The organism is Pseudomonas sp. S3(2024), from assembly GCF_036861315.1.
GTDB classification, from domain to species: Bacteria; Pseudomonadota; Gammaproteobacteria; order Pseudomonadales; family Pseudomonadaceae; genus Aquipseudomonas; species Aquipseudomonas putida_A.
The window spans coordinates 10,792-36,446 of the sequence record NZ_JAZAQQ010000011.1 but is presented as its reverse complement, the minus strand read 5'-3'; the positions used below and the strand labels follow the sequence as shown (position 1 = coordinate 36,446).

The following is a 25,655-nucleotide window of genomic DNA, read 5'->3' as shown; positions in this document are numbered from 1 at the left end:
TTCATTGCACGACCGTGATGTCGTCGAGTTTCCAGCTCTTGTCGAAATAGGCTTCGGTCGGCGCGTACAGGCGGAAGTAGCTGAACCAGTGCTTGCCGGGCACGGTTTGCACCCAGTTGTTCTCGAAGCCTTTGGGTGCGCTTGGGCCGAAGTACAGGTCCACCGAGCCATCGGCGTTTTTCTTCAGATCCTGGCGCGAGGACAGGTCGGCCTTGCGCTGCGGATTGTCGATCAGGCAACGGCTGTCGATGTCGTACACGGTCATCGACCAGAACTGCTTGGCCGGCGGGTTGGCGCCGACGTGCAGGCGATAGGTCTTGCCACCGTCGAGCCAGTCACCCTTGGCATCGGTGTAGGCACCGAGGTAGGTCTGGCCGAGGCCCGGAGTCTTGGAGACCATGCCTTTGGTGTTGGTCACCGCTTCGTAGAACCAGGCGCTGCGTTCCCACAACTGGTCGTAATAGGCCACGCGTTGCGACGGTTCGGCGATGTTCAGCACCGTGTCCCAATGCCGGTCGGGCCAGTACTGCGCGTCAGGAAAGCGCTTGGCAAAGGTGTTGGCCTTGGCGATCAGTTCACCGACCTGCGCGCCGGACTCCAGGGCCTGACGCTGCTGGGTGTTGGGGTTGAAGGGTTTGTCCTTCTCGATGCCGAGACTGGCGAGCATCGCCATGTAGAAGCGGTCACGTTCATTCACCGGTTCTTTCTGGATGATCTGATGCAGCCGCTGCCAGTAAGCGATGCCGCGCGGCTGGGTGCCCGACCACTTTTTACCGTCAGGCGACAGCAGGCGGGTCTTGCTCGGCTCGGCGCGTTTGGCGTAGGGGTACATTTTGAATTGCTCGACCAGCGCCTTGCCCTTGGCTGGATCCGCATCCAGCACCCGGAAGCCCACCAGCACGTTCATGGTTTCCGATTTGGCCAGGTAATACTTGTCGGCATCGGCCGGTGGCTCCGCGCCCGGCGGCAGCACCAGGTATTTGCCGCCCTGGCCTTTGTCCGGGCCGGTCTGGCCCATGTCGATGATCGCCCGCTGCCAGAAATCGCCAATGCCGCCGGCGGTCGGTCCCGGTGGCAGTTCAATCACCAGCGGCCCGGTTTCGCTGAGGTCGACGAAGCCGAGAATGTACGGCGTGGTGGCATTGGCGGTGATCACGCCGAGCTTGTCTTCGTAGCTGTTGAGCACCAGCAGATCGCCGCTGCGCGCGCCGAGCTTGTCGCGAAATTCTTCCTGCCACTGCGCGTAGGACACCAGCGGCAAGGCCCACAGGTAACTCTGGGTCGCTTGCTGGAAATCCAGCTCGGCGTAGAGTTTGGCGATCGACTCATGGGCCGGCAGTTCGCCTTCCATGGCGATTTTGCCGATACGGGTTTCGAGCTCCTGCGCACCGACGCCGCAGCTGGCGAACAGGGTCATCAGGCTGAAACCGGCGGCGCGTAAAGCGATGTGCATGGCGATGTCCTTATTTTCCGAATGTCACGTTGATCCCGGCGAACAGGGTGAATTGCGGCACGCCATCGCCTTTGCGTTCGACGGTCCACTGCGGTTCGAGGAAGGCGTTGAGAATATTGCTCCCGGACTTCCAGACTTTGCCCGCACCCAGGCCGATCGGGATGTAGTGAGTGTTGTTCTTCAGGTCGAACGTCCAGGTGCCGGTGGAGCGCAGGTACCAGCCTTTTTCCAGGTTATGGATGATGAAGGGCTGCATGGTTGCCGTTTCGACATGCGCGCGGTCGTGGTCACCGGCGAACGAGCTCTGGTACTGCACCAGCGCACCGAGCAGGCCGCGCGGCGACGAATCGATCGCTACCGCCGCGAGGCCGGCCTGCCATTTACCCGTGCCCAGTTCGTCCTCGGCAGCGGTCGGCGCGGTGATCTGCGGGCCGATGCCCAACTGCACGCCGTCGGTCTTGAGCAGGAAAATGTCGAACAGATTGAGATCGCCAATGCCGGTGCTGTAGCCGCCGCGCGGATCGGGGCGAGTGCTGATCGGCATTGTTGCGCGCAGCAGTTGCGGCACACCGATGAAGTCGTTGGGCGCAATCGGCAACGTGCCGCGCAGCAGAGCATCGTTGGTGTGCAGGTTGCTGTCGAACAGCTTTGGCGTGTAGTAATCCTGAAGGTTGGCGCCGGGCGCCAGGTTCAGCGGATTGTTGCTTTTGTTGGCCTCCTCGGCGTTATTTGCCAAGGCACAAACCACAGGCGCCAGCGAGCTCGCCAGCAGCAGGGCGCGAATCCCCAATTTTTTCGACATGATCCCCGTTTCCCTGGTGGCTACTGCATGGACGTCCTGGCGATTCTCGGCCGTTGGACGCAATTCCTTTCTTAATCAAGCCTGTAGGACACGTCTGATTCACGCTAGCAGCTAATCGGGAGTTAGCCAGTCGAATGGATTAATTCTTTGGTTTTGTCTACGGCTTCGCAGTCGAGTGGTGAACTGGTCAATCAAATGCGTGTTGTCAGTGCTGACGCTTTCGCGGGCAAGCCACGCTCCCACAGGTATTGAAGCGTTCACAAATCCTGTGACCGACTCAATGCCTGTGGGAGCGTGGCTTGCCAGCGATGGCAATTTCAAATTCAACCCGGCATGGGATCAGGCATTTTTCTTCGCCTGTTCGCGAACACGCTCTTCCTGCGCCCGCGCCTCAGGCGTGAACTCGGCGCCGAAATCCTCGGCAGAGAATATCTGGCGGATCTCGATATCAGAATCGCCCGGCATGGGGTTCGGGCAGCGTTTGACCCATTCGATGGCTTCTTCTTTCGATTTCACTTCCCAGATCCAGTAGCCGGCCACCAGCTCCTTGGTCTCGATGAACGGGCCGTCGATGACGGTGCGTTTGTCGCCGGAGAAATGCACGCGGGCGCCTTTGCTGCTCGGGTGCAGGCCATCGGCGTCGATGAGGATGCCGGCCTTGACCAGTTCTTCGTTGAAGTTGCCCATGGCGGTGATCAGCTCTTCACTGGGCATGATGCCGGCTTCGGAGTCGGCGCTGGCTTTGACAAGGATCATGAATCGCATGGTGGTTTCTCCAGGGAATGGGGGGATTCATGGTTTAGTCGAATGGGCCGCGCATGAATCGACAGGTGTCTGAATAAAAGACGCAAAGCTGCGCTTTAACAAACGCAATCCGACACGCTGCACTGCCAAGGTAGGAGCTGCCGCAGGCTGCGATCTTTTGATCTTGTCGTTAAAAACCAATATCAAAAGATTGCAGCCTTCGGCAGCTCCCCGTGCATATTTCAATTCAGGATGTTTAAACGTTGTTTCGATTTTGCGGAACGTTCCCACCAGGTTTTCAGGTTGTCCGTCGGACGTCGGGTCTCTAGCCTGTGCTCGTCGCTGCCAATTCAGCGACCGGGACTGGAAACCCCGATGGGTATTAGTGGCGCGTACACGCCTTTCATAACGTATCCTTGCGCACTTCGAATGTGTGCACTCCGTTATGGCGGCTGTGCGCGGGGGACCTTCGGGTCGTCCGGGTCGCCGCTGCCCGGGTTTCCAACCTGCGTACAGCTGCCACCTCTTCGTCCGGAAACCGAAGGGGGCAGCTCCGACTATTCAGTGGAGTTACACCTATCATCCGACCACGAATAACTGCACAACCGTGACAATTGCAGGAGCAAAGGTTTCGGGAAAGTCAATTGTGCAGAACCCGGCGAAATTCAATGAGATGCGAGGTCTTTCTTTCATCGAAAGACAGGCAGCGCGTACGCAAAGTAGTCCGAAGGACGGTATTTTCATGCCTGCGGATTTACAAGCCATGCTCGAAGCGAATACCGAGGCCCCCCATGATAAGAAAAATGTTTACAAATAGACGTCTTGGCCTATGGCTGGTGGCAGTTTTATCCGTCAATGCGATTTTTTTGGCTTTTCTGATTTTTGGCGATATTGCGAAGGGACACAATATGAAAATGCTCAAAACTAAAGAACCGTTGCTGATTGAAGGGCCAAATGGCGACGAGAATTACTATGTCCTGCCTTTGGGTACTACCCTTTATCACGATAAAAGCTTTCCTGAAGGGCATGACCGTTATGTGGTGTATCTCAATCATAAAGGTGCAATTGCACACGAAGAAGTACCCATGAAGCCTGAGTATGGCGGTTCATTTATAGATCCGCTGTGGCTGACCAATGTTGATGAGGAAACCTTGAAAGAAATTTTCAAACGGTTTCCGCTCTCCAAAACCGATATTGCCGCTGCTATCAAGGCCAATGAAATAACCAAGGATGATCTTGCCGACATCATCCGATCCATGCCCGACTGACCAATTCTTTTAGCTGTCAGTGAAACGAAGCTGTGATCTTTTGATCTTGATGAAAAGATCGCAGCCTGCGGCAGCTCCTACAGGAGAGGTGGGTTGTATACAATTTTTTGCGCAGGCCCCTGACAATTTTCAGTCAGGGCATAGGTCGTCGGACAATTTCGTGGTTAACTTCGGCCTCTTGCATGCTCAATAACCACGTTAAGAAGGACTAAAGTCATGGCTCAAGTCACCCTCAAAGGCAACCCGGTTCAAGTCAACGGCCAGTTGCCACAAGCCGGTTCCAAGGCGCCAGCCTTTTCCCTGGTTGCCGGCAATCTGTCCGACGTCACCCTGAAAGACTTTGCCGGCAAGCGCAAAGTGCTGAACATCTTCCCAAGCGTTGATACCCCGACCTGCGCGACTTCGGTACGCAAGTTCAACGCTCAGGCCAACGAACTGAACAACACCGTGGTGCTGTGCATCTCGGCTGACCTGCCATTCGCCCAGGCCCGCTTCTGCGGCGCCGAAGGCCTGGAAAACGTGCAGAACCTGTCGACCCTGCGCGGTGCCGAGTTCATCGAAAACTACGGCGTGGCCATCGCTGACGGCCCGCTCAAAGGCCTGACCGCCCGTGCCGTGGTAGTTCTGGACGAGAACGACAACGTTCTGCACAGCGAACTGGTCAAGGAAATCGCTGAAGAGCCGAACTACGACGCAGCACTCGCCGTTCTGAAATAAGCGCTTTTACAATTGTTAACGGCCTGGCCCTGTCCAGGCCGTTTTCATTTGTGTATCAGTGTTTTGCCTCACACCTTGAAACGTAAGTTGAAGGTAAATTGCCGGTAAAGCTGCTTTGCTTAAATCCCATCAGTGCTTATCGTTCAGCCTCCCGTAAAAGAAGCCCACGCGCCCAATGGTTAATCAATCCATGCAATCGTCCCCTCGCAATTCCCGTCGCTGGCTGATCAGCCTGCTCGTCCTGTTGGTCATCGCCGTTTTGTGCTGGAAATTCTGGCCCGCCGGTTCGGCCCACAAGGAGGGCGCCGACAAGGCTGCGAGCGGCCACGCCGGACGTTCGGGGATGATGCGGCCGGGCTTCGGCGGCGCGGCCGGGCCGATTCCGGTGCGGGTGGCGCCGGCGGTCACGGGGGACTTCCCGCTGTATTACAAGGCACTGGGCACGGTGACCGCGCTCAACACCATCAATGTGCGCAGCCGGGTCGGCGGTGAACTGGTGAAGATCAACTTCGAGGAAGGGCAGATGGTCAAGGCTGGCGACCTGCTGGCAGAGATCGATCCGCGTCCGTACCAGAACGCCTTGCTCCAGGCTGAAGGCACCTTGCTGCAGAATCAGGCGCAGTTGAAAAACGCTCAGGTCGATGTCGAGCGTTATCGCGGTCTGTACAAGGAAGACAGCATCGCCAAGCAGACCCTGGACACCGCCGAAGCGCTGGTCGGCCAGTACCTGGGCACGGTCAAGACCAATCAGGCAGCGGTCAACGACGCCAAGCTCAATCTCGAATTCACCAAGATCCGCGCACCGATTGCCGGTCGCGTCGGTCTGCGTCAGGTCGACGTCGGCAACCTCGTCGCCGCCAACGACACCACGTTCCTTGCGGTCATCACTCAGACCCAACCGATCAGCGTGGTCTTCACCCTGCCGGAAAACAGTCTCGAAACCGTATTGGCGCGCTACCATAGCGGCGCCAAACTGCCGGCCGAGGCATGGGATCGCGGCGATACCAAAATCCAGGCCAGCGGCGTGCTGCAAAGCCTCGACAACCAGATCGACGTCGCCACCGGCACCCTGAAATTCAAGGCCCGTTACGATAACCGCGACCAGTCGCTGTTCCCCAATCAGTTCGTCAACGTCCATCTGCTGGCCGACACCCTCAAAGGCGTGGTGCTGGCACCGTCGGCGGCGATTCAGTTCGGCACCAACGGCACGTTCGTTTACGCGTTGGACGGCGACAAGAAAGTCACCATCCGCCAACTGAAGATCGGCGCCAGTGACGGCACCAACACTGTGGTCACCGAAGGCCTCGCCGCGGGCGATCGCGTGGTGCTGGAAGGCACCGACCGCCTCAAGGAAGGCAGCGAAGTCGAAGTGGTCAACGACAGCAATGAGGTGCCGACCACCCCGACCGGGCACCTGCAAGGCAAACCCGCCGCCAGTGCGCCGGACGCTGCCGCGGCTGACAAGGCCAAGAAGGGCGCATGAACATTTCGCGGCTGTTCATCCTCCGTCCGGTAGCCACCACCCTGAGCATGCTGGCCATTGTGCTGGCCGGCCTGATTGCCTATCGCCTGCTGCCGGTCTCGGCATTGCCGCAGGTCGATTATCCGACCATTCGCGTCATGACCCTGTACCCCGGCGCCAGTCCGGACGTGATGACCAGTGCCGTCACCGCGCCGCTCGAACGCCAGTTCGGGCAGATGCCGGGCCTGACGCAAATGGCCTCGACCAGTTCCGGCGGCGCTTCGGTGCTGACCCTGCGCTTCAGCCTCGACATCAACATGGACGTCGCCGAACAGCAGGTGCAGGCCGCGATCAACGCCGCGACCAACCTGCTGCCGACCGACTTGCCGGCGCCGCCGGTGTACAACAAGGTCAACCCGGCGGATACCCCGGTGCTGACCCTGGCGATCACCTCGAAAACCATGCTCCTGCCCAAGCTCAATGATCTGGTCGATACGCGCATGGCGCAGAAGATCGCCCAGATCAGCGGCGTCGGCATGGTCAGCATTGCCGGCGGCCAGCGGCAGGCGGTGCGGATCAAGGTCAACCCGGAAGCCCTCGCGGCGAACAGCCTGAACCTGGAAGACGTGCGCACGCTGATTGGCGCGTCCAACGTCAACCAGCCGAAAGGTAACTTCGACGGCCCGACCCGGGTCTCGATGCTCGATGCCAACGACCAGCTGACGTCGCCCAAGGACTACGCCAACCTGATCCTCGCCTACAAGAACGGCGCGCCGTTGCGTCTGAAGGATGTGGCGGAAATCGTCGACGGCGCGGAGAACGAACGTCTCGCCGCGTGGGCCAACCAGAATCAGGCAGTGCTGCTCAATATCCAGCGTCAGCCGGGCGCCAACGTGATCGAGGTGGTCGACCGGATCAAGGCGTTGCTGCCGAGCATCACCGACAACCTGCCGGCCGGGCTCGATGTCACCGTACTCACCGACCGCACCCAGACCATCCGCGCCTCGGTGACTGACGTGCAGCACGAACTGCTGATCGCCATTGCGCTGGTGGTGATGGTGACGTTCCTGTTTTTGCGGCGTGCCAGCGCGACGATCATCCCGTCGGTGGCGGTGCCGCTGTCGCTGATTGGTACGTTTGGTGTGATGTATCTCGCCGGGTTCTCGGTCAACAACCTGACCTTGATGGCCCTGACCATCGCCACCGGTTTTGTGGTCGACGATGCGATCGTGATGCTGGAAAACATCGCGCGCTTCATCGAGGAGGGTGACAGCCCGATGCAGGCGGCGCTCAAAGGCGCGAAGCAGATCGGCTTCACCCTGATCTCCCTGACCCTGTCGCTGATCGCGGTACTGATTCCACTGCTGTTCATGGCTGACGTGGTCGGACGGCTGTTCCGCGAGTTCGCCATCACTCTGGCGGTAGCGATCCTGATTTCCCTGGTGGTCTCGCTAACTCTGACGCCGATGATGTGCGCGCGCTTGCTCAAACGTGAGCCGGAAGCCCACGAGCAGGGCCGCTTCTACCGGGCCAGCGGCGGCTTCATCGACTGGATGATCGCCGCCTACGGGCGCAAGTTGCAGTGGGTGCTCAAACACCAGCCGCTGACCCTGTTGGTGGCTATCGGTACGCTGGCGCTGACCGTGTTCCTTTATATGGTGGTGCCCAAGGGCTTTTTCCCGGTGCAGGACACCGGGGTGATCCAGGGCATTTCCGAGGCGCCGCAGTCGATTTCCTTCGCCGCCATGGGCGAGCGCCAGCAGGCGCTGGCCAAGGTGATTCTCGAAGATCCGGCGGTGGAGAGCCTGTCGTCCTACATCGGTGTCGACGGCGACAACGCCACGCTCAACAGCGGTCGCCTGCTGATCAACCTCAAGCCGCATGGCCAGCGTGACCTGAGCGCCACCGAGGTGATCGCGCGCCTGCAACCGCAACTGGACAAACTGGTCGGTATCCGCCTGTTCATGCAGCCGGTGCAGGATCTGACCATCGAGGATCGGGTCAGCCGCACCCAGTACCAGTTCAGCATGTCCTCACCGGATGCCGAACTGCTCAGCCAGTGGAGCGGGCGTCTGGTCGAGGCCCTGGCCCAGCGTCCGGAACTGACCGACGTTGCCAGCGATTTGCAGGACAAGGGTTTGCAGGTCTATCTGGTGATCGACCGCGATGCGGCTTCGCGCCTCGGTGTCTCGGTGCAGAACATCACCGATGCGCTGTATGACGCCTTCGGTCAGCGGCAAATCTCGACCATTTACACCCAGGCTAGCCAGTACCGCGTGGTGCTGCAGGCGCAGGCCGGGGAGAAGATCGGCCCGGCGGCGCTGGATCAGATTCACGTCAAGACCACTGACGGTGCGCAGGTGCGCCTGTCGAGCCTGGCCCATGTCGAGGAGCGTCAGGCGCAACTGGCGATCACCCACATCGGCCAGTTCCCTGCGGTGATGATGTCGTTCAACCTGGCTCCCGGTGTGGCTCTGGGACATGCGGTGGACATCATCGATCAGGTGCAGAAGGACATCGGCATGCCGATTGGCGTGCAGACCCAGTTTCAGGGCGCAGCCGAAGCGTTCCAGGCGTCGCTTTCGAGCACCTTGCTGCTGATTCTGGCGGCGGTGGTGACCATGTACATCGTGCTCGGCGTACTTTACGAAAGTTACATCCACCCGATCACCATTCTCTCGACCCTGCCGTCGGCGGCGGTCGGCGCCTTGCTGGCGTTGCTGCTCAGCGGCAACGATCTGGGGATGATCGCGATCATCGGCATCATCCTGCTGATCGGTATCGTCAAGAAAAACGCGATCATGATGATCGACTTCGCCCTCGACGCCGAACGCACCCAGGGCATGGCGCCGGAGCAGGCGATCTATCAGGCGGCGCTGCTGCGCTTCCGGCCGATTCTGATGACCACTCTAGCGGCGCTGTTCGGCGCGGTGCCGTTGATGCTCGCCACCGGTTCCGGGGCTGAGTTGCGTCAACCACTGGGTCTGGTGATGGTCGGCGGCTTGCTGGTGAGCCAGGTGCTGACCCTGTTCACCACGCCGGTGATCTACCTGTATTTCGACCGCCTCGGTCGGCGCTTTGGCAAGACCAATGCCGACCGCGAAGAGGTTTCGGTATGACTGTCCGTACACATACCCCTTGTAGGAGTGAGCCTGCTCGCGATAGCGGTGTGTCTGTCCCTACCGATATTGAATGTGCCGACCTCATCGCGAGCGGGCTCACTCCTACAGGGGAGTGCGGTGAAAGTAAGGATCTTGGTCAATGAACCTCTCCGGTCCTTTCATCAAGCGCCCGGTCGCGACCATGCTCCTGAGCCTGGCGATCATGCTGCTGGGCGGTGTCAGTTTCGGTCTGTTGCCGGTGTCGCCGCTGCCGCAAATGGATTTTCCGGTGATCGTGGTTCAGGCCAGTCTGCCCGGCGCCAGTCCCGAGGTGATGGCGTCCACGGTGGCGACGCCGCTGGAGCGTTCGTTCGGCGCGATTGCCGGCGTCAACACCATGAGCAGCCGCTCCAGCCAGGGTTCGACCCGGGTCATTCTGCAATTTGACCTCGACCGTGATATCAACGGCGCGGCGCGGGAAGTGCAGGCGGCGATCAACGCTTCACGCAACCTGTTGCCGAGCGGGATGCGCAGCATGCCGACCTACAAGAAGGTCAACCCGTCGCAGGCACCGATCATGGTGCTGTCGCTGACCTCGGATGTGCTGGAAAAAGGCCAGCTCTACGACCTGGCCTCGACCATCCTCTCGCAGAGCCTGTCCCAGGTACAGGGCGTGGGTGAAGTGCAGATCGGCGGCAGTTCGCTGCCGGCGGTACGTATCGAACTTGAACCACAGGCGCTGAACCAGTACGGCGTGGCGCTCGATGATGTGCGCAAGACCATCGCCGGGGCCAACGTGCGCCGGCCCAAGGGCTCGGTCGAAGACGGCGAGCGCCTGTGGCAGATCCAGGCCAACGACCAGTTGGAGAAGGCCAAGGATTACGAGTCGCTGATCATCCATTACAAGGACGGTGCGGCCCTGCGTCTGAAGGACGTGGCCAAGGTCAGCGACGGCGTCGAAGACCGTTACAACAGCGGTTTCTTCAACGATGACGCGGCGGTGCTGTTGGTGATCAACCGCCAGGCCGGCGCCAACATCATCGAGACGGTCAACGAGATCAAGGCGCAGTTGCCGGCGTTGCAAGCGGTGCTGCCGGCCAGCGTCAAACTGAACCTGGCGATGGATCGCTCGCCGGTGATCAAGGCCACGCTGCACGAAGCGGAAATGACCCTGCTGATCGCCGTGGCGCTGGTGATTCTGGTGGTGTTCCTGTTTCTCGGGAATTTCCGCGCCTCGCTGATTCCGACGCTGGCAGTGCCGGTGTCGCTGGTCGGCACCTTTGCGGTGATGTACCTCTATGGCTTCTCGCTGAACAACTTGTCGCTGATGGCGCTGATTCTCGCGACCGGACTGGTGGTGGACGATGCCATCGTGGTGCTGGAGAACATCTCCCGGCACATCGACGAAGGCGTCAAGCCGATGAAGGCTGCCTACCTCGGGGCCAAGGAAGTCGGATTCACCTTGCTGTCGATGAACGTGTCGCTGGTGGCGGTGTTCCTGTCGATCCTGTTCATGGGCGGGATTGTCGAGAGCCTGTTCCGTGAGTTCTCCATCACTCTGGCAGCAGCCATCGTGGTCTCGCTGGTGGTCTCGCTGACTCTGACGCCAATGCTCTGCGCGCGCTGGCTCAAGCCGCACACGCCGGGCCAGGAAAACCGCCTGCAACGCTGGAGCCGCCGCGCCAACGACTGGATGGTCGGCAAATACGCGACCAGCCTCGATTGGGTGCTGCGCCACCGCCGTCTGACTTTGCTCAGCCTGATCATCACGGTCGGGGTCAACGTCGCGCTGTACGTGGTGGTGCCGAAGACCTTCATGCCGCAGCAGGACACCGGCCAGTTGATCGGTTTCGTCCGGGGTGACGACGGTCTGTCGTTCAGCGTGATGCAGCCGAAAATGGAAACCTTCCGCCGTGCCGTGCTCAAGGACGAAGCAGTGGAAAGCGTCGCCGGGTTCATCGGCGGCACCAACGGCACCAACAACGCGTTCATGCTGGTACGCCTGAAGCCGATCAAGGAGCGCAACCTGTCGGCGCAGAAAGTCATCGAACGCCTGCGCAAGGAAATGCCCAAGGTGCCCGGCGCCCAGTTGATGCTGATGGCCGATCAGGATCTGCAATTCGGCGGTGGCCGCGAGCAGACCACCTCGCAATACAGCTACATCCTGCAAAGCGGCGATCTGGGGGCGTTGCGCGAGTGGTACCCGAAAGTGGTGACCGCGCTGCGCGCACTGCCCGAGCTGACCGCCATTGATGCCCGCGAGGGGCGCGGCGCGCAGCAGGTGACGTTGATTGTCGACCGCGATCAGGCCAAGCGCCTCGGGGTCGACATGAACATGGTCACGGCGGTGCTGAACAACGCCTACAGCCAGCGGCAGATTTCGACGATCTACGACAGCCTCAACCAGTATCAGGTGGTGATGGAGGTCAATCCGAAATACGCGCAGGATCCGGTGACGCTCAATCAGGTGCAGGTGATTACCGCTGACGGTGCGCGGATTCCGTTGTCGACCATCGCCCATTACGAAAACAGCCTGGAAGACGACCGCGTCAGCCACGAAGGCCAGTTCGCCTCCGAAAGCATCGCGTTCGACATGGCTGAAGGCGTGACCGTGGAGCAGGGCAGTGCCGCGATCGAGCGGGCGATTGCCAAGGTCGGTCTGCCGGAAGACGTGATCGCGAAAATGGCCGGCACCGCCGATGCCTTTGCCGCGACGCAGAAGAGTCAGCCGTTCATGATCCTCGGTGCGCTGCTCGCGGTGTATCTGGTGCTGGGTGTGCTGTATGAAAGCTACATCCACCCGTTGACGATTCTCTCGACCTTGCCGTCGGCCGGGGTCGGTGCGCTGTTGTCGATCTATGCGCTGGGCGGCGAGTTCAGCCTGATCTCCCTGCTCGGATTGTTCCTGCTGATCGGGGTGGTGAAGAAAAACGCGATCCTGATGATCGACCTGGCGCTGCAACTGGAACGCCATCAGGGCCTGTCGCCGCTGGAGTCGATCCGCAGCGCCTGCCTGCAACGGCTGCGGCCGATTCTGATGACCACCCTGGCGGCGATCCTCGGCGCCTTGCCGTTGCTGCTCGGCCGCGCGGAGGGCGCGGAAATGCGCCAGCCATTGGGCCTGACCATCATCGGCGGCCTGATCTTCAGCCAGGTCCTGACCCTTTACACCACGCCTGTGGTTTACCTCTATCTCGACAAGCTGCGCCACCGCTTCAACAAGTGGCGCGGCGTGCGTACTGACGCCGCTCTGGAAACTCCGCTATGACTGACCGTTCGCTTCTCAATCTGGCCACTGCGCGCGGTTCGCGCCTGTTGAGCCTGTCGCTGTGCGTGGCGATGCTCAGTGCCTGCGCCGTCGGCCCGGACTATCAACGTCCGCAGACCGCCGAGGTCGCGCAATACAAAGAGGCCGAAGGCTGGCGTCAGGCTAATCCGAGCGACTCGCTGGCGCGCGGCGCCTGGTGGGAGTTGTACGGTGATCAGCAGCTCAATGGCCTGATCGAAAAACTCAACAGTTCCAACCAGACCGTCGCGCAATCCGAAGCCCAGTTCCGTCAGGCCCAGGCCTTGGTGCGCAGTGCCCGTGGAGCGTTTTACCCGAGCGTTGATTTGAGCGTGGGCAAGACCCGTTCCAGCCAGGGCACCGGCAGCAGCAGTTCGAGCCTGAGCAGTTCCGCTAGCGGCATTCGTGACACCTACAACGCGCAATTGGGTGTGAGTTGGGAAGCGGATATCTGGGGCAAATTGCGCCGAGGTCTGGAAGCCAACGAGGCCAGCGCCCAGGCGAGCTTCGCCGATCTGGCCGCGATGCGCCTGAGCCAGCAGTCGGAGCTGGTGCAGAATTACTTGCAACTGCGGGTCATCGACCAGCAGAAGCGCCTGCTCGAAGCCACCGTCGCGGCCTACGAAAAATCCCTGCAAATGACCCAGAACCAGTACCGCGCGGGGATATCCGGGCGCGATGCGGTGGCGCAGGCGCAGACCCAGTTGAAAACCACCCAGGCCGATCTGGTCGACCTGATCTGGCAGCGGGCGCAGTTTGAAAATGCCATCGCCGTGCTCACCGGGCAGGCGCCGGCCGAATTCAGCATCGCTGAAACCCAGAACATTCCGAATCTGCCGCAGATTCCCCTGAGCCTGCCGTCGCAGCTACTGGAACGCCGCCCGGACATTGCCTCGGCGGAGCGTTCGGTGATCGCCGCCAACGCCAATATCGGTGTGGCGAAAGCGGCGTACTACCCCGATCTGACCTTGAGCATGAGCGGCGGCTACAGCAGCAGTACCTCGAAAAATCTTTTAACGCTGCCGAACCGTTTCTGGTCGGTCGGGCCGAAACTGGATTTGCCGATATTCGACGGTGGCATCCGTTCGGCCGAGGTTGACCGTACCGAGGCGGTGTATGACCAGACCGTTGCCAAGTATCGCCAGACCGTACTCGATGGCTTCCGTGAAGTGGAAAACTATCTGGTGCAACTGAAGGTGTATGAAGACGAGGCGGCGGTGCGTCAGGAAGCACTGGATGCTGCACGCGATTCACTGCGCCTGACCCAGAACCAGTACAAGGCCGGGTTGATTTCCTACATCGATGTGGTCGTCGTGCAGGCCACGGCGCTGAGCAACGAGCGGACTGTGCTGAACATTCTGCAAAGCCGCCTGATTGCCAGCGTGCAATTGATTGCGGCGCTGGGTGGCGGCTGGGACGGACAACTGGCCACCGAATGACCTGTGTAGGAGTTGCGGCACGCTGCGATCTTTTGATCTTTAAAAACAAGGTCAAAAGATCGCAGCGTGCCGCAGCTCCTACAGGTTGTGATGGTTGTTCCAGAGCCTCGCAAAACCATCAAACAAGCGTTTCATCGGGTTGATGGCAAAATGATTACTTTGTCAGTGCGTTCTTCCGCGCAATCAGTACAATCGCCGCATTTGCCCGGCCGAGAATGGACGCAGTACGGCGCGGGTGGTCGCGAGAATCTTCATGCTCATCGGTAATTATTCTTTCACCCTGGTTTTCATTTCTTTGTGTGTGGCGATCCTCGCGTCCTACACCGCGCTCGACCTGACCGGGCGCATCGCCAGCGCCCGTGGGCGCGCAGTGCATTTCTGGACGGCCGGCGGTGCACTGGCGATGGGGGTCGGCGTCTGGTCGATGCACTTCATCGGCATGTTGGCCTTCAAGCTGCCGATCGACTTGGGCTACGACATTGCGATTACCGCGCTGTCGCTGCTGATTGCCGTGCTGTCCTGCGGGTTTGCCCTGTGGCTGGTCAGCCAGCCGAAACTGCCGATTTGGCAATTGGCCTTTGGCGCTCTGGTCATGGGCGCCGGCATCAGTGCAATGCATTACACCGGCATGGCCGCGCTGCGCATGACGCCTGGCATCGATTACGACCCGACCCTGTTCGGCGCCTCATTGCTGATCGCGGTCGGGGCCTCGGCGGCGGCGTTATGGATCGCCTTCCGCCTGCGCCAGCACTCGCCTTATGTGCGTCTGATTCGTGGTGGTGCGGCAGTGATCATGGGCATCGCGATTGTCGGCATGCACTACACCGGCATGGCCGCCGCGCAATTTCCTGACGGCAGTTTCTGCGGTGCAACGCTCGACGGCCTCAAGGGCAACGGCCTCGACAATCTGGTGCTGATCACCACGCTGGCGGTGCTGTCGATCGCCTTGCTCACTTCGATTCTCGATGCGCGCCTTGAAGCGCGTACCGCCGATCTGGCGCATTCGCTGACCCTGGCCAACCGTGAACTGACGCAACTGGCATTGCACGACACTCTGACCGGCCTGCCGAACCGCATGCTGCTGGACGACCGGATCAATCAGGCGATGAAGAAGGTCGAGGAGCAGGGCGGGTGTTTTGCGTTGATGTTTATCGATCTGGACGGTTTCAAACCGGTCAACGATGCCTTCGGCCACCACATGGGTGACCAGTTGCTGCGTGAAGTCGGGGTGCGCCTGCGCGAAGATCTGCGCAGTCAGGATACGCTCGCGCGAATTGGCGGCGACGAGTTCGTGCTGCTGGTGCGTCTGAGCGAACCCGACGATGCTCTGGGGCTGGCCGCGCGTCAGGTCGGGTTGCTCGGTCAGGCGTTCCGCGTGGCCGAGCACGACTTGCAGATTTCTGCCAGCGTCGGCATCGCCCTGTACCCGGGTAACGGCCTGAGCGCCCAGGAACTGCTGATGAATGCCGACGCGGCGATGTATCACGCCAAGGGCAGCGGCAAAAACGGTTACAGCTTCTTCGATGCTTCGATGAACAGCAACGCGCGCAAGCAGCTGCAGCTATTGCAAGATCTGCGCGCCGCGCTGGAACACAGTCAGTTCAGCCTGTATTTCCAGCCCAAATTCGACGCCATCAGTGGTCGTCCGGTCGGTGCCGAAGCGCTGCTGCGCTGGCAGCATCCGACCCAGGGCATGTTGCTGCCCGACAAATTTATCGATCTGGCAGAGAAGACCGGCCTGATCATCGCCATCGGTGAATGGGTGCTCAACGAAGCTTGCCGGCAGATGCGCGAATGGTACGTGCTCGGTTACACCGACTGGCGCATTGCGGTGAACCTCTCGGCCTTGCAGTTCTGCCACGCGGGGCTGGTGCAGAGCGTGGCCAAGGCGCTGGCGACCCACCACCTGCCGGCCAACAGCCTGACCCTGGAAATCACCGAAACCACGGCCATGAGCGACGCGGATGCGAGCATGAAGGTGTTGCAGGAGTTGTCCGACATGGGCGTCGACCTGTCGATCGACGACTTCGGCACCGGTTATTCGAGCCTGATGTACCTCAAGCGTTTGCCGGCCAACGAGCTGAAGATCGACCGCGGTTTTGTCCGCGATCTGGAGCATGACAGCGATGACGCGGCCATCGTCTCGGCGATCGTGGCGCTGGGCCAGGCACTCGGTTTGCGCATTGTTGCCGAGGGGGTGGAGACCGGCGTGCAGCAGGATTTCCTCACGCAGTTGGGCTGTGATTCGTTGCAGGGCTATCTGTTGGGCCATCCGATGCCGGCGGACGCGTTCATGCAGAACATTGCCCGTGGAGAGGCTCTGGCGGCAGTCTGACTGCATTCTGTGGCGAGGGAGCTTGCTCTCGCACCACAAAAAACATCTCAGTCCCATGCAGGGTTTTGTCTTTGACAGAGCCCATGCAAAACCGCCCAATGGCGGTTATTCTTCAACCCGACTGTTACGTGTGCATTGGGGGGAAGGGCCAGCATGGATAAAGTCATGGTAATCACCGGTGGCGGGCGCGGAATTGGCGCCGCTACGGCGTTGTTGGCTGCCGGGCAGGGCTATCGGATCTGCATCAACTATCAGTCGGATGAACAGGCCGCGCAAAGCGTGCTGGAGCAAGTGCGGGCGCTGGGGGCGCAAGCCATTGCGGTACGCGCCGATGTCAGCATCGAAGACGAAGTGATCGCGCTGTTTCAGCGGGTCGACACCGAATTGGGGCGGGTCACCGCGCTGGTGAACAATGCCGGCACCGTCGGGCACAAGTCGCGGGTCGATGAAATGTCCGAATTCCGCATTCTCAAAATCATGAAAACCAACGTCCTGGCGCCGATCCTCTGCGCCAAGCACGCGATCCTGCGCATGTCGCCCAAGCACGGCGGGCAGGGCGGCAGCATCGTCAACGTCTCCTCGGTCGCCGCGCGCCTGGGCTCGCCCAACGAGTACGTCGACTACGCCGCGTCCAAAGGTGCGCTCGACACCTTCACCATCGGTCTGTCCAAGGAAGTGGCGGGTGAGGGGATTCGGGTCAACGCGGTGCGTCCGGGCTATATCTATACCGATTTCCATGCATTGAGTGGCGATCCGGATCGGGTCAGCAAGCTTGAATCGGCGATCCCGATGGCCCGGGGCGGGCGCCCGGATGAAGTGGCGGAGGCGATTGTCTGGTTGTTGTCGGACAAGGCTTCTTATGCGACCGGGACGTTTGTTGATCTGGGTNATGGCGTTGGCGCAGGGCATCAGCATCGCGCCGGGGCCGATTTTCTCGCCGACTCAGCGGTTCAGGAACTGCATTCGCCTGAACTACGGCAGCCCGTGGACCGAGGATTCGGAGAAGGCGATGGAGACGTTGGGGCGGATTGTGCGGTCGTTCTGACAGACAGATGTTGCCGCTTATGACCTCTTCGCGAGCAAGCCCGCTCCCACAGTAGACCGCGTTTCTCCAGATGGAATGCGGTCTACTGTGGGAGCGGGCTTGCTCGCGAAGGCGTCATAAGCGGCAACATCTGTCTGTCAGAACGACCGCACAATCCGCCCCAACGTCTCCATCGCCTTCTCCGAATCCTCGGTCCACGGGCTGCCGTAGTTCAGGCGAATGCAGTTCCTGAACCGCTGAGTCGGCGAGAAAATCGGCCCCGGCGCGATGCTGATGCCCTGCGCCAACGCCATCTGAAACAACTTCAACGAATCCATCTGCGGTGGCAGTTCCAGCCACAGGAAATAGCCGCCGGCCGGTTGACTAACGCGGGTCTGCGCCGGGAAATAGCGGGCAATCGCTGCGAGCATCGCGCTTTGCTGTTCTTCCAGGGCGTAGCGCAGTTTGCGCAGATGGCGGTCGTAGCCGCCGTGTTGCAGGTAGTCGGCGATGGCCGCTTGCGCCGGCATCGAGGCACACAGCGAGGTCATCAGTTTCAGCCGTTCGATTTTCTGTGCGTAACGCCCGGCGGCGACCCAGCCGATGCGGTAGCCGGGGGCCAGGCTCTTGGCGAACGAACCGCAGTGCATCACCAGCCCTTCGGTATCGAAGGCCTTGGCCGGTTTCGGTGCCTGCTGACCGTAATAGAGTTCGGCGTAGACATCGTCCTCGATCAGCGGCACCTGATGCCGGCGCAGCAGTTCCACCAGTTCCTGTTTCTTCGCCTCGGGCATGGTCGCGCCCATTGGGTTCTGGAAACTGGTCATGCACCAGCAGGCCTTGATCGGATGGCGCTCCAGGGTCTGGGCGAGCACGCCGAGGTCGATACCGTCGCGCGGGTGCACGGGGATTTCCACGGCTTTGAGTTTCAAGCGCTCCAGCACTTGCAGGCTGGCGTAGAACGCCGGGGCTTCGATGGCCACCAGATCGCCCGGCTCGGTCACCGCTTGCAGGCACAGGTTCAGCGCTTCGAGGGCGCCGTTGGTGATCAGCAGTTCTTCCATCGGCAGCATCAGCCCGCCGACCATGTACCGCAGAGCGATCTGCCGGCGCAGTTGCGGATTGCCCGGCGACATGTCGGTGACCACCATGCGCGGGTCCATCTCCCGCGCCGCACTGGCCAGCGAACGTGACAGCCGTTGCAACGGGAACAGGGTCGGGCTGGGGAACGCCGAGCCGAAGGGCACGGTGCTCGGATCCTTGATCGATTCCAGCACCGAGAACACCAGTTCGCTGACGTCGACTTCGGTGGAGTCGTTGACGTGGCTGCTGATCACCGGCTCCGAGAACGGACTCGGTGCGTGGGTGTTGACGAAGTAACCGGAGCGCGGCCGCGCGCGGATCAGACCGCGACGTTCCAGCAGGTAATAGGCCTGGAACACCGTGGACGGGCTGACCCCGTAGGTCTGGCTGGCGTAGCGCACCGACGGCACCCGTTGCCCGGGGCCGAGCACGCCGGAGCGGATCAGTTCAGCGATGTCGTCGGCGAATTTTTCGTAGCGTTTCATCTTGGGTCCGGGTTGGGTTCATTCTGGAAGACCGCGGTGCCTTCATTCGCGAGCAGGCTCGCTTCCACACTGGATATCAGTGTCCACAAAACCCTGTGGGAGCGAGCCTGCTCGCGAATGGCCGCGCCGCAGTCTAAGGGATCAGCGATTCATCGGCGCCACAAACCTGCTTTTCGCCACGCTATAAATCTCGGGCTCGTCGCTGTCGGCGATTTTGAAGCTCAAGGTCTGCGAGCTGCTGGCCGGACGTTCGGTGGTCATCGCCACCGATACCGGCACATCGACAATCTCCCCCGGCGCCAGGCTCAGTTCGGTCTTGCCCTGCAACTGGAAGCCGTCGCCCTCCATCAGGCTCAGGGTGTAGTCCTGGCGCTGTTGGGTCTTGTTGATGACCTTGAGGGTGTAGATGTTTTCGATCTGGCCCTGACCGTTCTCGCGGAACAGCCCGCGATCCTTGGTCACGTCCAGCGAGACCATGGGCCTTTCGACCAAGGCCAGCGCCAGGGCGCCGATCATCACCAGCAATACCGCCACATAGCCGATCAATCGTGGGCGCAGCAGATGCGTCTTGCCGCCCTGCAATTCGCGTTCGGAACTGTAGCGGATCAGGCCGCGCGGGTAGTTCATTTTGTCCATGATCGAATCGCAGGCGTCGATGCACGCCGCGCAGCCGATGCATTCCATCTGCAGGCCGTCGCGGATGTCGATGCCGGTCGGGCACACCTGCACGCACAACTGGCAATCGATGCAATCACCGAGGCCGGCTTCGGCGGGTTTCACGTCGCGTTTGCGCGGGCCACGGTTTTCGCCACGGGCGACGTCGTAGGAAATCGCCAGAGTGTCCTTGTCGAACATCACGCTCTGGAATCGCGCATACGGGCACATGTGCATGCATACCGCTTCGCGCAGCCAACCGGCGTTGATGTAAGTGGCGGCGGTGAAGAACAGAACCCAGAACAGACTGACCCCGCCGATCTGCAGGGTGAACAGCTCTTCGGCCAGCGGCCGGATCGGCGTGAAGTAGCCGACAAACGTCAGCCCGGTCATCACGCTGATCGCCAGCCACAGAGTGTGCTTGGCCGCGCGCCGGGCCAGTTTGTTCAGGCCCCAGGGCGCCGCTTGTAGTTTGATCCGCTGGTTGCGTTCGCCTTCGGTGACTTTCTCGCACCACATGAAGATCCATGTCCACGAGCTCTGCGGGCAGGTGTAACCACACCAGACCCGGCCAGCGAACACGGTGATGGCGAACAGGCCGAACGCGGCAATGATCAGCAGTGCCGAGAGCAGGATGAAATCCTGTGGCCAGAAGGTCGCGCCGAAGATATGGAATTTGCTTTCGGCCAAGTCCCACAGCACCGCCTGACGACCGCCCCAGTTCAGCCACACGGTGCCGAAGAACAGCAGAAACAGAAAGCCCGCGCCGCTGATGCGCAAGGTACGGAACAGTCCGGTGAAACTGCGGGTGTGAATCTGCTTGTCGGTGGAGCCGGCCTTCGCCTTCATCGGGCGACCAGGCACATTTTTTATGGTGGGGCTTGCTTCTACGGTTCGGACGGGGATTTGTTCGCTCATGGTCATTCGCTCATCAGCCTCCATCAGGCGGACGAACTATGAGCGCCGATCTGTTTGCATAACAGACTCAGCTATTTGAATAAAAAGCGTATCAGATGGCGTTTGGTACACATCCTGCGACAACTTGAAGCAGCCCGCAGACGCAGGCGCAAACGCCTATCGCAGGCGTCTGCGCCGGATGTTGATCCGGGTCAGTCAAATCACCGAATCACTCTCGTCGGCCTTCAGGTGCTTGCGACCGTCTTTCGCGCCAGCGACGGTCAAGGCATCCGCCTCTGCTTCGGTGATGTAAACGCGCCGGCCTTCAATCTCAACGAACGACATGGCTTTTTCGCTATCGGTTTTGACTTCCAGCGTGTCGCAGATACGAATTTCTTCGCCATTTTCGACGGTGAAAAAACACACTTTTGCTTCGGGATTGGATTCATCGATTCGAACGGGCATGAGGCTGTCCTTTTTTCATGAGTACCTGAAAGGTTAGGGCGCGTGCTTTGCCGATCGTTCTGCGCAACTGATTAATGGTCGCTGCTGTCCATCCACTAACGACCAATAAGAAAGGACGGAGCGATGAACGCCTGGTGGCATGAAGTGTGGGTGACGCTGCAAGCGGAGTTCGCCGATGTCGGCGATGCCTCGCAACTGACGCGCATCACCGTGCGCCTGTTGATGGCGGCGGTGCTGGGCGGAATTCTCGGTTTCGAACGCGAGCATAAGGGCAAGGCTGCCGGGGTGCGTACGCACATGCTGGTGGCGTTGGGGGCGGCGCTGTTTGTGCTGGTGCCGCAGACCTCAGGGGCTGAATCCGATGCGATGAGCCGGGTGTTGCAGGGAGTGATCGCCGGGATCGGCTTTTTGGGCGCCGGGACGATTCTGAAGAATCAGGAAGGTGACGAAGGGCATGTGAAAGGGCTAACGACGGCGGCAGGTTTGTGGATGACGGCGGCGATCGGCGTGGCGGCCGGGTTGGGCAGGGAAGCGACGGCACTGCTCAGCACTTTGCTGGCGCTGGGAATTTTCAGCGTGATGCCACGGGTGGTCAGGATGTTTGAGAAGGATGGGGAGAAAAACCAGCACCTGTAATCGATCGTTCCCATGATGGGTGGGAACGATCGCTGGGTGCTTAAACGATCACCGGTGGCATCGTCGTCGGTGGTTCTTCCTTCGGCGGTGGCGTGGTGCCCGGTGGTTCCTGCTCGGGAATCGGTTGCGGCTCGGTCTCGGGCAGGGTGGGTTTGTCGATGTTCGGATCAGGCGTTTCGGCCGGGATCGGGATGTTCATCTGTAGACCTCCGTGTGGCACATGGCGTGAGAAGTGCTTAAGTGGATTGACCACCGTGTGATGAATTCGATCCGCTTTTCTGTCCAGACAAATCCCTGTGAACTTTTCCCCGCGCCGGTCGCTCGGAACCTAAGTGAGTTCAAGTCGGGGCCGGTGCCTCATTGTGAACACTGTTCCGGCACAAGAGCGTCCTTGGGGCGTTAAGGAGAGATGCTCGATGTCTGCTGAAAAACCTTCAGAGCAGAGCTACAACCCGCACATGCCGCTGTCGCAGGCGTTGCTGCTGCCGCGCATCGTGATCGAAAACACCATGCCGACCCTCGATGGCGGGCAGTTTGCCGTGAAGTCGATCGTCGAGCGTGACGTGATCGTCACCAGCAAGGTCTTCGCCGACGGGCATGACAAGCTGGCGGTGCACATCCGCTGGCGTGCGGAGGGCGAAGAGAGCTGGCACAGCGAGGTGATGAACGAGCTGGGCAATAACAGTTGGCAGGGGCAGTTTCGTCCCGACCGCCAAGGTCGCTATCTGTACTGCATCGAAGCGTGGATCGACCATTTCGCCAGTTTCCAGTACGAGCTGGAGAAGAAGCACAACGCCGCTGTCCCGGTGTCGCTCGAACTGCAGGAAGGCCGCAGCATGGTGCAGCAGGCCGCCGAGCGCAGCGACGGTCAGCTCAGCGAGCAACTCGCCGCACTGCATCATGAATTGTCCGGCCTGCTCGAAACCGAGCAGGTGGCGCTGTTTCTGCACTCGCGCAGTGCGCAATTGATGGCGCAGGCCGATCACCGTGCCTATCTGAGCCTGAGCGCCGAATTCCCGGTGGATGTCGAACGGGAACTGGCCGAGTTTGCCAGTTGGTACGAGCTGTTTCCGCGCTCGATCACCGACGATCCCAAGCGTCACGGCACGTTCAACGACGTGCACTCGCGACTGCCGATGATTCAGGACATGGGTTTTGACGTGTTGTACTTCACGCCGATCCACCCGATCGGCCGCGCCCACCGCAAGGGCCGCAACAATTCCCTGACCGCAGGTCCCGATGATCCGGGCAGTCCGTATGCGATCGGCAGCGAGGAGGGTGGTCATGAGGCGATTCACTCGCAACTAGGCACCCGCGAAGACTTCCGCCGGTTGGTGGCCGCCGCCGCTGAGCATGGCCTGGAAATCGCCCTCGATTTCGCCATTCAGTGTTCGCAGGATCACCCGTGGCTCAAGCAGCATCCGGGCTGGTTCAACTGGCGCCCGGACGGCACGATCAAATACGCGGAAAACCCACCGAAGAAATACCAGGACATCGTCAACGTCGACTTCTATGCGCCGGACGCGATCCCCAGCCTGTGGGTCGAGCTGCGCGATATCGTCGTCGGCTGGGTCAACGAAGGCGTGAAGATCTTTCGCGTCGACAATCCGCACACCAAACCGCTGCCGTTCTGGCAATGGCTGATTGCCGATGTGCGGGCGCTGCACCCGGAAGTGATCTTCCTCGCCGAGGCGTTCACCACGCCGGCGATGATGGCGCGTCTGGGCAAGGTCGGGTACAGCCAGAGCTACACCTATTTCACCTGGCGTAATACCAAGTCCGAGTTGGCGACCTATTTCACCGAACTCAACGAGTCGCCGTGGCGCGAATGCTACCGGCCGAACTTCTTCGTCAACACGCCGGACATCAACCCGGCGTTCCTGCATGAATCAGGGCGGCCGGGGTTTCTGATCCGCGCGGCGCTGGCGACCATGGGGTCGGGCTTGTGGGGCATGTATTCCGGTTATGAACTGTGCGAATCGGCGCCGGTTCCGGGCAAGGAGGAATACCTTGATTCGGAGAAGTACGAGATCCGCGTCCGCGACTTCAATGCGCCGGGCAACATCATTGCCGAAATCGCTCAGCTCAACCGCATCCGCCGGCAGAACCCGGCGCTGCACACGCATCTGGGGTTGAAAATCTACAACGCGTGGAACGACAACATTCTGTATTTCGGCAAGCGCAGCTTTGACGGCAGCAATTTCATTCTGGTGGCGGTGAGCCTCGATCCGCACAACGTGCAGGAAGCCAATTTTGAACTGCCGCTGTGGGAGATGGGCCTGCCCGACGACGCGACCACCCACGGTGAGGACTTGATGAACGGGCATCGCTGGGACTGGCATGGCAAGTATCAGTTCATGCGCATTGACCCGGCTTACCAGCCGTTCGGGATCTGGCGGATTACTGCCTGAACACCGATTCCCTGTGGGAGCGAGCCTGCTCGCGAAATGCGTTTTTGCAGGCGACATCTTTGCTGAATGTTAATCCGCAATCGCGAGCAGGCTCGCTCCCACAGGTTGCTCAGCGTTTTCGAGTCAGGTCATCGGCTCACGGTTTTTCCAGAATTGAACAGGAGTTTCACATGGCGAAGAAACCCAAGGCAGCCACCTTTATCAAAGACCCGCTCTGGTACAAGGATGCGGTGATCTATCAAGTTCACGTCAAATCGTTTTTCGACTCCAACAACGACGGGATCGGCGACTTTCCCGGCCTGATCGCCAAACTCGATTACATCGCCGAACTCGGCGTCAACACCATCTGGCTACTGCCATTCTATCCGTCGCCACGTCGCGATGACGGTTACGACATTGCCGAATACCGCGGCGTACACAGCGACTACGGGACCATGGCCGACGCCAAGCGCTTTATCGCCGAGGCGCACAAGCGGGGTTTGCGGGTGATCACCGAGTTGGTCATCAACCACACCTCGGATCAGCACCCGTGGTTCCAGCGGGCGCGCAAGGCCAAGCCCGGTTCGGCGGCGCGCGACTTTTATGTGTGGTCGGATGACGATCAGAAGTACGACGGCACGCGGATCATCTTCCTCGACACCGAAAAGTCCAACTGGACCTGGGACCCGGTCGCCGGCCAGTACTTCTGGCACCGTTTCTATTCGCACCAACCCGACCTCAATTTCGACAACCCGCAAGTGATGAAAGCGGTGCTGTCGGTGATGCGCTACTGGCTGGACATGGGTATCGACGGGCTGCGTCTCGACGCCATTCCGTATTTGATCGAGCGCGACGGCACCAACAACGAAAACCTGCCCGAGACCCACGATGTCCTCAAGCAGATCCGTGCCGAGATCGATGCCAATTACCCGGACCGCATGCTGCTGGCCGAGGCCAACCAATGGCCGGAAGACACCCAGCTGTACTTCGGTGACACCGATGCCGAGGGCGTCAACGGCGACGAATGCCACATGGCCTTCCACTTCCCGCTGATGCCGCGCATGTACATGGCGCTGGCCCAGGAAGATCGCTTCCCGATCACCGACATTCTGCGGCAAACCCCCGAGATTCCGGCCAACTGCCAGTGGGCAATCTTCCTGCGCAATCACGATGAGTTGACGCTGGAGATGGTCACCGACAAGGAGCGTGATTACCTGTGGAACTACTACGCCGCTGACCGTCGCGCGCGGATCAACCTTGGCATTCGTCGGCGCTTGGCGCCGTTGATGGAGCGTGATCGTCGCCGCGTCGAGTTGCTCAACAGCCTGCTGCTGTCGATGCCCGGCACGCCGACGTTGTATTACGGCGATGAAATCGGCATGGGCGACAACATCTACCTCGGCGACCGCGACGG

At 60.5% G+C, this 25,655-nt stretch carries 17 protein-coding genes and 2 pseudogenes; 12 read left to right on the top strand and 7 right to left on the bottom strand.

Features of this window, described 5'->3' with window-relative positions; all coding sequences use genetic code 11:
• Position 1: 1 nt before the first annotated feature.
• From VLA07_RS23230 to VLA07_RS23220, 3 genes are all read right to left on the bottom strand, one after another.
• Positions 2-1,453, bottom strand: coding sequence for a DUF1254 domain-containing protein (locus tag VLA07_RS23230; RefSeq protein WP_333991665.1), 1,452 nt, complete (start codon positions 1,451-1,453; stop codon positions 2-4).
• A 10-nt stretch (positions 1,454-1,463) separates the two neighbouring features.
• Complete coding sequence (locus VLA07_RS23225) at positions 1,464-2,255, bottom strand: hypothetical protein (RefSeq protein WP_333991664.1); 792 nt, start codon at positions 2,253-2,255, stop codon at positions 1,464-1,466.
• Between the two features lie 339 nt (positions 2,256-2,594).
• Entirely contained in the window at positions 2,595-3,020 is a 426-nt protein-coding gene (locus VLA07_RS23220; RefSeq protein WP_096797339.1) for a YciI family protein, read from the bottom strand.
• A gap of 782 nt (positions 3,021-3,802) precedes the next feature.
• On the opposite strand from VLA07_RS23220, the gene VLA07_RS23215 reads away from it, so the two are divergent.
• The 9 genes and pseudogenes from VLA07_RS23215 to VLA07_RS23175 all read left to right on the top strand — a co-directional run.
• Positions 3,803-4,267 (top strand): hypothetical protein, encoded by a 465-nt coding sequence (locus VLA07_RS23215; RefSeq protein WP_238547106.1) that lies wholly within the window; start codon positions 3,803-3,805, stop codon positions 4,265-4,267.
• A 216-nt stretch (positions 4,268-4,483) separates the two neighbouring features.
• Positions 4,484-4,984 carry a thiol peroxidase gene (tpx, locus tag VLA07_RS23210; protein WP_041066982.1) on the top strand — a complete coding sequence of 167 codons (501 nt, stop codon included), beginning with the start codon at positions 4,484-4,486 and terminating at the stop codon, positions 4,982-4,984.
• Positions 4,985-5,159: 175 nt separating this feature from the next.
• Positions 5,160-6,467, top strand: a complete 1,308-nt coding sequence (locus tag VLA07_RS23205) for an MdtA/MuxA family multidrug efflux RND transporter periplasmic adaptor subunit (protein ID WP_096797343.1) — start codon at positions 5,160-5,162, stop codon at positions 6,465-6,467.
• Positions 6,464-9,565, top strand: a complete 3,102-nt coding sequence (locus VLA07_RS23200; RefSeq protein ID WP_096797344.1) for an MdtB/MuxB family multidrug efflux RND transporter permease subunit — start codon at positions 6,464-6,466, stop codon at positions 9,563-9,565. Before VLA07_RS23205 ends, VLA07_RS23200 begins: the two co-directional genes overlap by 4 nt.
• Before the next feature lie 142 nt (positions 9,566-9,707).
• Positions 9,708-12,815: an efflux RND transporter permease subunit gene (locus VLA07_RS23195; RefSeq protein ID WP_333991657.1), complete on the top strand. Its 3,108-nt coding sequence runs from the start codon at positions 9,708-9,710 to the stop codon at positions 12,813-12,815.
• Complete coding sequence (locus VLA07_RS23190; RefSeq protein WP_333991655.1) at positions 12,812-14,272, top strand: efflux transporter outer membrane subunit; 1,461 nt, start codon at positions 12,812-12,814, stop codon at positions 14,270-14,272. Before VLA07_RS23195 ends, VLA07_RS23190 begins: the two co-directional genes overlap by 4 nt.
• 253 nt (positions 14,273-14,525) lie before the next feature.
• Positions 14,526-16,607 carry a putative bifunctional diguanylate cyclase/phosphodiesterase gene (locus VLA07_RS23185; RefSeq protein WP_027613727.1) on the top strand — a complete coding sequence of 694 codons (2,082 nt, stop codon included), beginning with the start codon at positions 14,526-14,528 and terminating at the stop codon, positions 16,605-16,607.
• Between the two features lie 153 nt (positions 16,608-16,760).
• Positions 16,761-17,501 (top strand): annotated as a pseudogene (locus VLA07_RS23180) (SDR family oxidoreductase); the annotation flags it as partial.
• Positions 17,482-17,652, top strand: a pseudogene (locus tag VLA07_RS23175) (PLP-dependent aminotransferase family protein); the annotation flags it as partial. The pseudogenes VLA07_RS23180 and VLA07_RS23175, both read left to right, overlap by 20 nt.
• A 137-nt stretch (positions 17,653-17,789) precedes the next feature.
• Here VLA07_RS23175 and mapR read toward each other — a convergent pair.
• The 3 genes from mapR to VLA07_RS23160 all read right to left on the bottom strand — a co-directional run bounded on the left by mapR (position 17,790) and on the right by VLA07_RS23160 (position 21,215).
• On the bottom strand, positions 17,790-19,199 hold the full coding sequence (gene mapR / locus VLA07_RS23170; protein WP_008087199.1) for a GntR family transcriptional regulator MpaR: 1,410 nt from the start codon (positions 19,197-19,199) through the stop codon (positions 17,790-17,792).
• A 141-nt stretch (positions 19,200-19,340) separates the two neighbouring features.
• Positions 19,341-20,771 (bottom strand): cytochrome c oxidase accessory protein CcoG, encoded by a 1,431-nt coding sequence (ccoG, locus tag VLA07_RS23165; protein ID WP_333991648.1) that lies wholly within the window; start codon positions 20,769-20,771, stop codon positions 19,341-19,343.
• 195 nt (positions 20,772-20,966) lie between these two features.
• Complete coding sequence (locus VLA07_RS23160; protein WP_027613724.1) at positions 20,967-21,215, bottom strand: DUF3203 family protein; 249 nt, start codon at positions 21,213-21,215, stop codon at positions 20,967-20,969.
• A 123-nt stretch (positions 21,216-21,338) separates the two neighbouring features.
• Here VLA07_RS23160 and VLA07_RS23155 point away from each other — a divergent pair, with 123 nt between their 5' ends.
• Positions 21,339-21,851: an MgtC/SapB family protein gene (locus tag VLA07_RS23155; RefSeq protein ID WP_027613723.1), complete on the top strand. Its 513-nt coding sequence runs from the start codon at positions 21,339-21,341 to the stop codon at positions 21,849-21,851.
• 40 nt (positions 21,852-21,891) lie between these two features.
• On the opposite strand, the gene VLA07_RS23150 is transcribed toward VLA07_RS23155, so the two are convergent.
• A complete protein-coding gene (locus VLA07_RS23150; protein WP_003224520.1) occupies positions 21,892-22,050 on the bottom strand; it encodes a hypothetical protein in 159 nt (52 codons plus the stop codon).
• 217 nt (positions 22,051-22,267) lie between these two features.
• On the opposite strand from VLA07_RS23150, the gene VLA07_RS23145 reads away from it, so the two are divergent.
• Together VLA07_RS23145 and treS are read left to right on the top strand one after the other, a co-directional pair.
• Positions 22,268-24,262 (top strand): alpha-1,4-glucan--maltose-1-phosphate maltosyltransferase, encoded by a 1,995-nt coding sequence (locus tag VLA07_RS23145; protein ID WP_333991643.1) that lies wholly within the window; start codon positions 22,268-22,270, stop codon positions 24,260-24,262.
• 170 nt (positions 24,263-24,432) lie between these two features.
• Positions 24,433-25,655 (top strand): maltose alpha-D-glucosyltransferase (gene treS / locus VLA07_RS23140; protein WP_333991640.1); only part of this gene is annotated, 1,223 nt, incomplete at its 3' end.

Excerpts from the sequence above, each read along its gene's own strand:
- mapR (WP_008087199.1), bottom strand. The coding sequence starts at position 19,199 with ATGAAACGCTACGAAAAATTCGCCGACGACATCGCTGAACTGATCCGC.
- VLA07_RS23145 (WP_333991643.1), top strand. The coding sequence starts at position 22,268 with ATGTCTGCTGAAAAACCTTCAGAGCAGAGCTACAACCCGCACATGCCG.
- VLA07_RS23190 (WP_333991655.1), top strand. The coding sequence starts at position 12,812 with ATGACTGACCGTTCGCTTCTCAATCTGGCCACTGCGCGCGGTTCGCGC.
- VLA07_RS23225 (WP_333991664.1), bottom strand. The coding sequence starts at position 2,255 with ATGTCGAAAAAATTGGGGATTCGCGCCCTGCTGCTGGCGAGCTCGCTG.
- VLA07_RS23185 (WP_027613727.1), top strand. The coding sequence starts at position 14,526 with ATGCTCATCGGTAATTATTCTTTCACCCTGGTTTTCATTTCTTTGTGT.
- VLA07_RS23215 (WP_238547106.1), top strand. The coding sequence starts at position 3,803 with ATGTTTACAAATAGACGTCTTGGCCTATGGCTGGTGGCAGTTTTATCC.
- VLA07_RS23200 (WP_096797344.1), top strand. The coding sequence starts at position 6,464 with ATGAACATTTCGCGGCTGTTCATCCTCCGTCCGGTAGCCACCACCCTG.
- VLA07_RS23155 (WP_027613723.1), top strand. The coding sequence starts at position 21,339 with ATGAACGCCTGGTGGCATGAAGTGTGGGTGACGCTGCAAGCGGAGTTC.
- VLA07_RS23230 (WP_333991665.1), bottom strand. The coding sequence starts at position 1,453 with ATGCACATCGCTTTACGCGCCGCCGGTTTCAGCCTGATGACCCTGTTC.
- VLA07_RS23220 (WP_096797339.1), bottom strand. The coding sequence starts at position 3,020 with ATGCGATTCATGATCCTTGTCAAAGCCAGCGCCGACTCCGAAGCCGGC.
- VLA07_RS23205 (WP_096797343.1), top strand. The coding sequence starts at position 5,160 with ATGGTTAATCAATCCATGCAATCGTCCCCTCGCAATTCCCGTCGCTGG.
- VLA07_RS23150 (WP_003224520.1), bottom strand. The coding sequence starts at position 22,050 with ATGAACATCCCGATCCCGGCCGAAACGCCTGATCCGAACATCGACAAA.
- ccoG (WP_333991648.1), bottom strand. The coding sequence starts at position 20,771 with ATGAGCGAACAAATCCCCGTCCGAACCGTAGAAGCAAGCCCCACCATA.
- tpx (WP_041066982.1), top strand. The coding sequence starts at position 4,484 with ATGGCTCAAGTCACCCTCAAAGGCAACCCGGTTCAAGTCAACGGCCAG.
- VLA07_RS23195 (WP_333991657.1), top strand. The coding sequence starts at position 9,708 with ATGAACCTCTCCGGTCCTTTCATCAAGCGCCCGGTCGCGACCATGCTC.
- VLA07_RS23160 (WP_027613724.1), bottom strand. The coding sequence starts at position 21,215 with ATGCCCGTTCGAATCGATGAATCCAATCCCGAAGCAAAAGTGTGTTTT.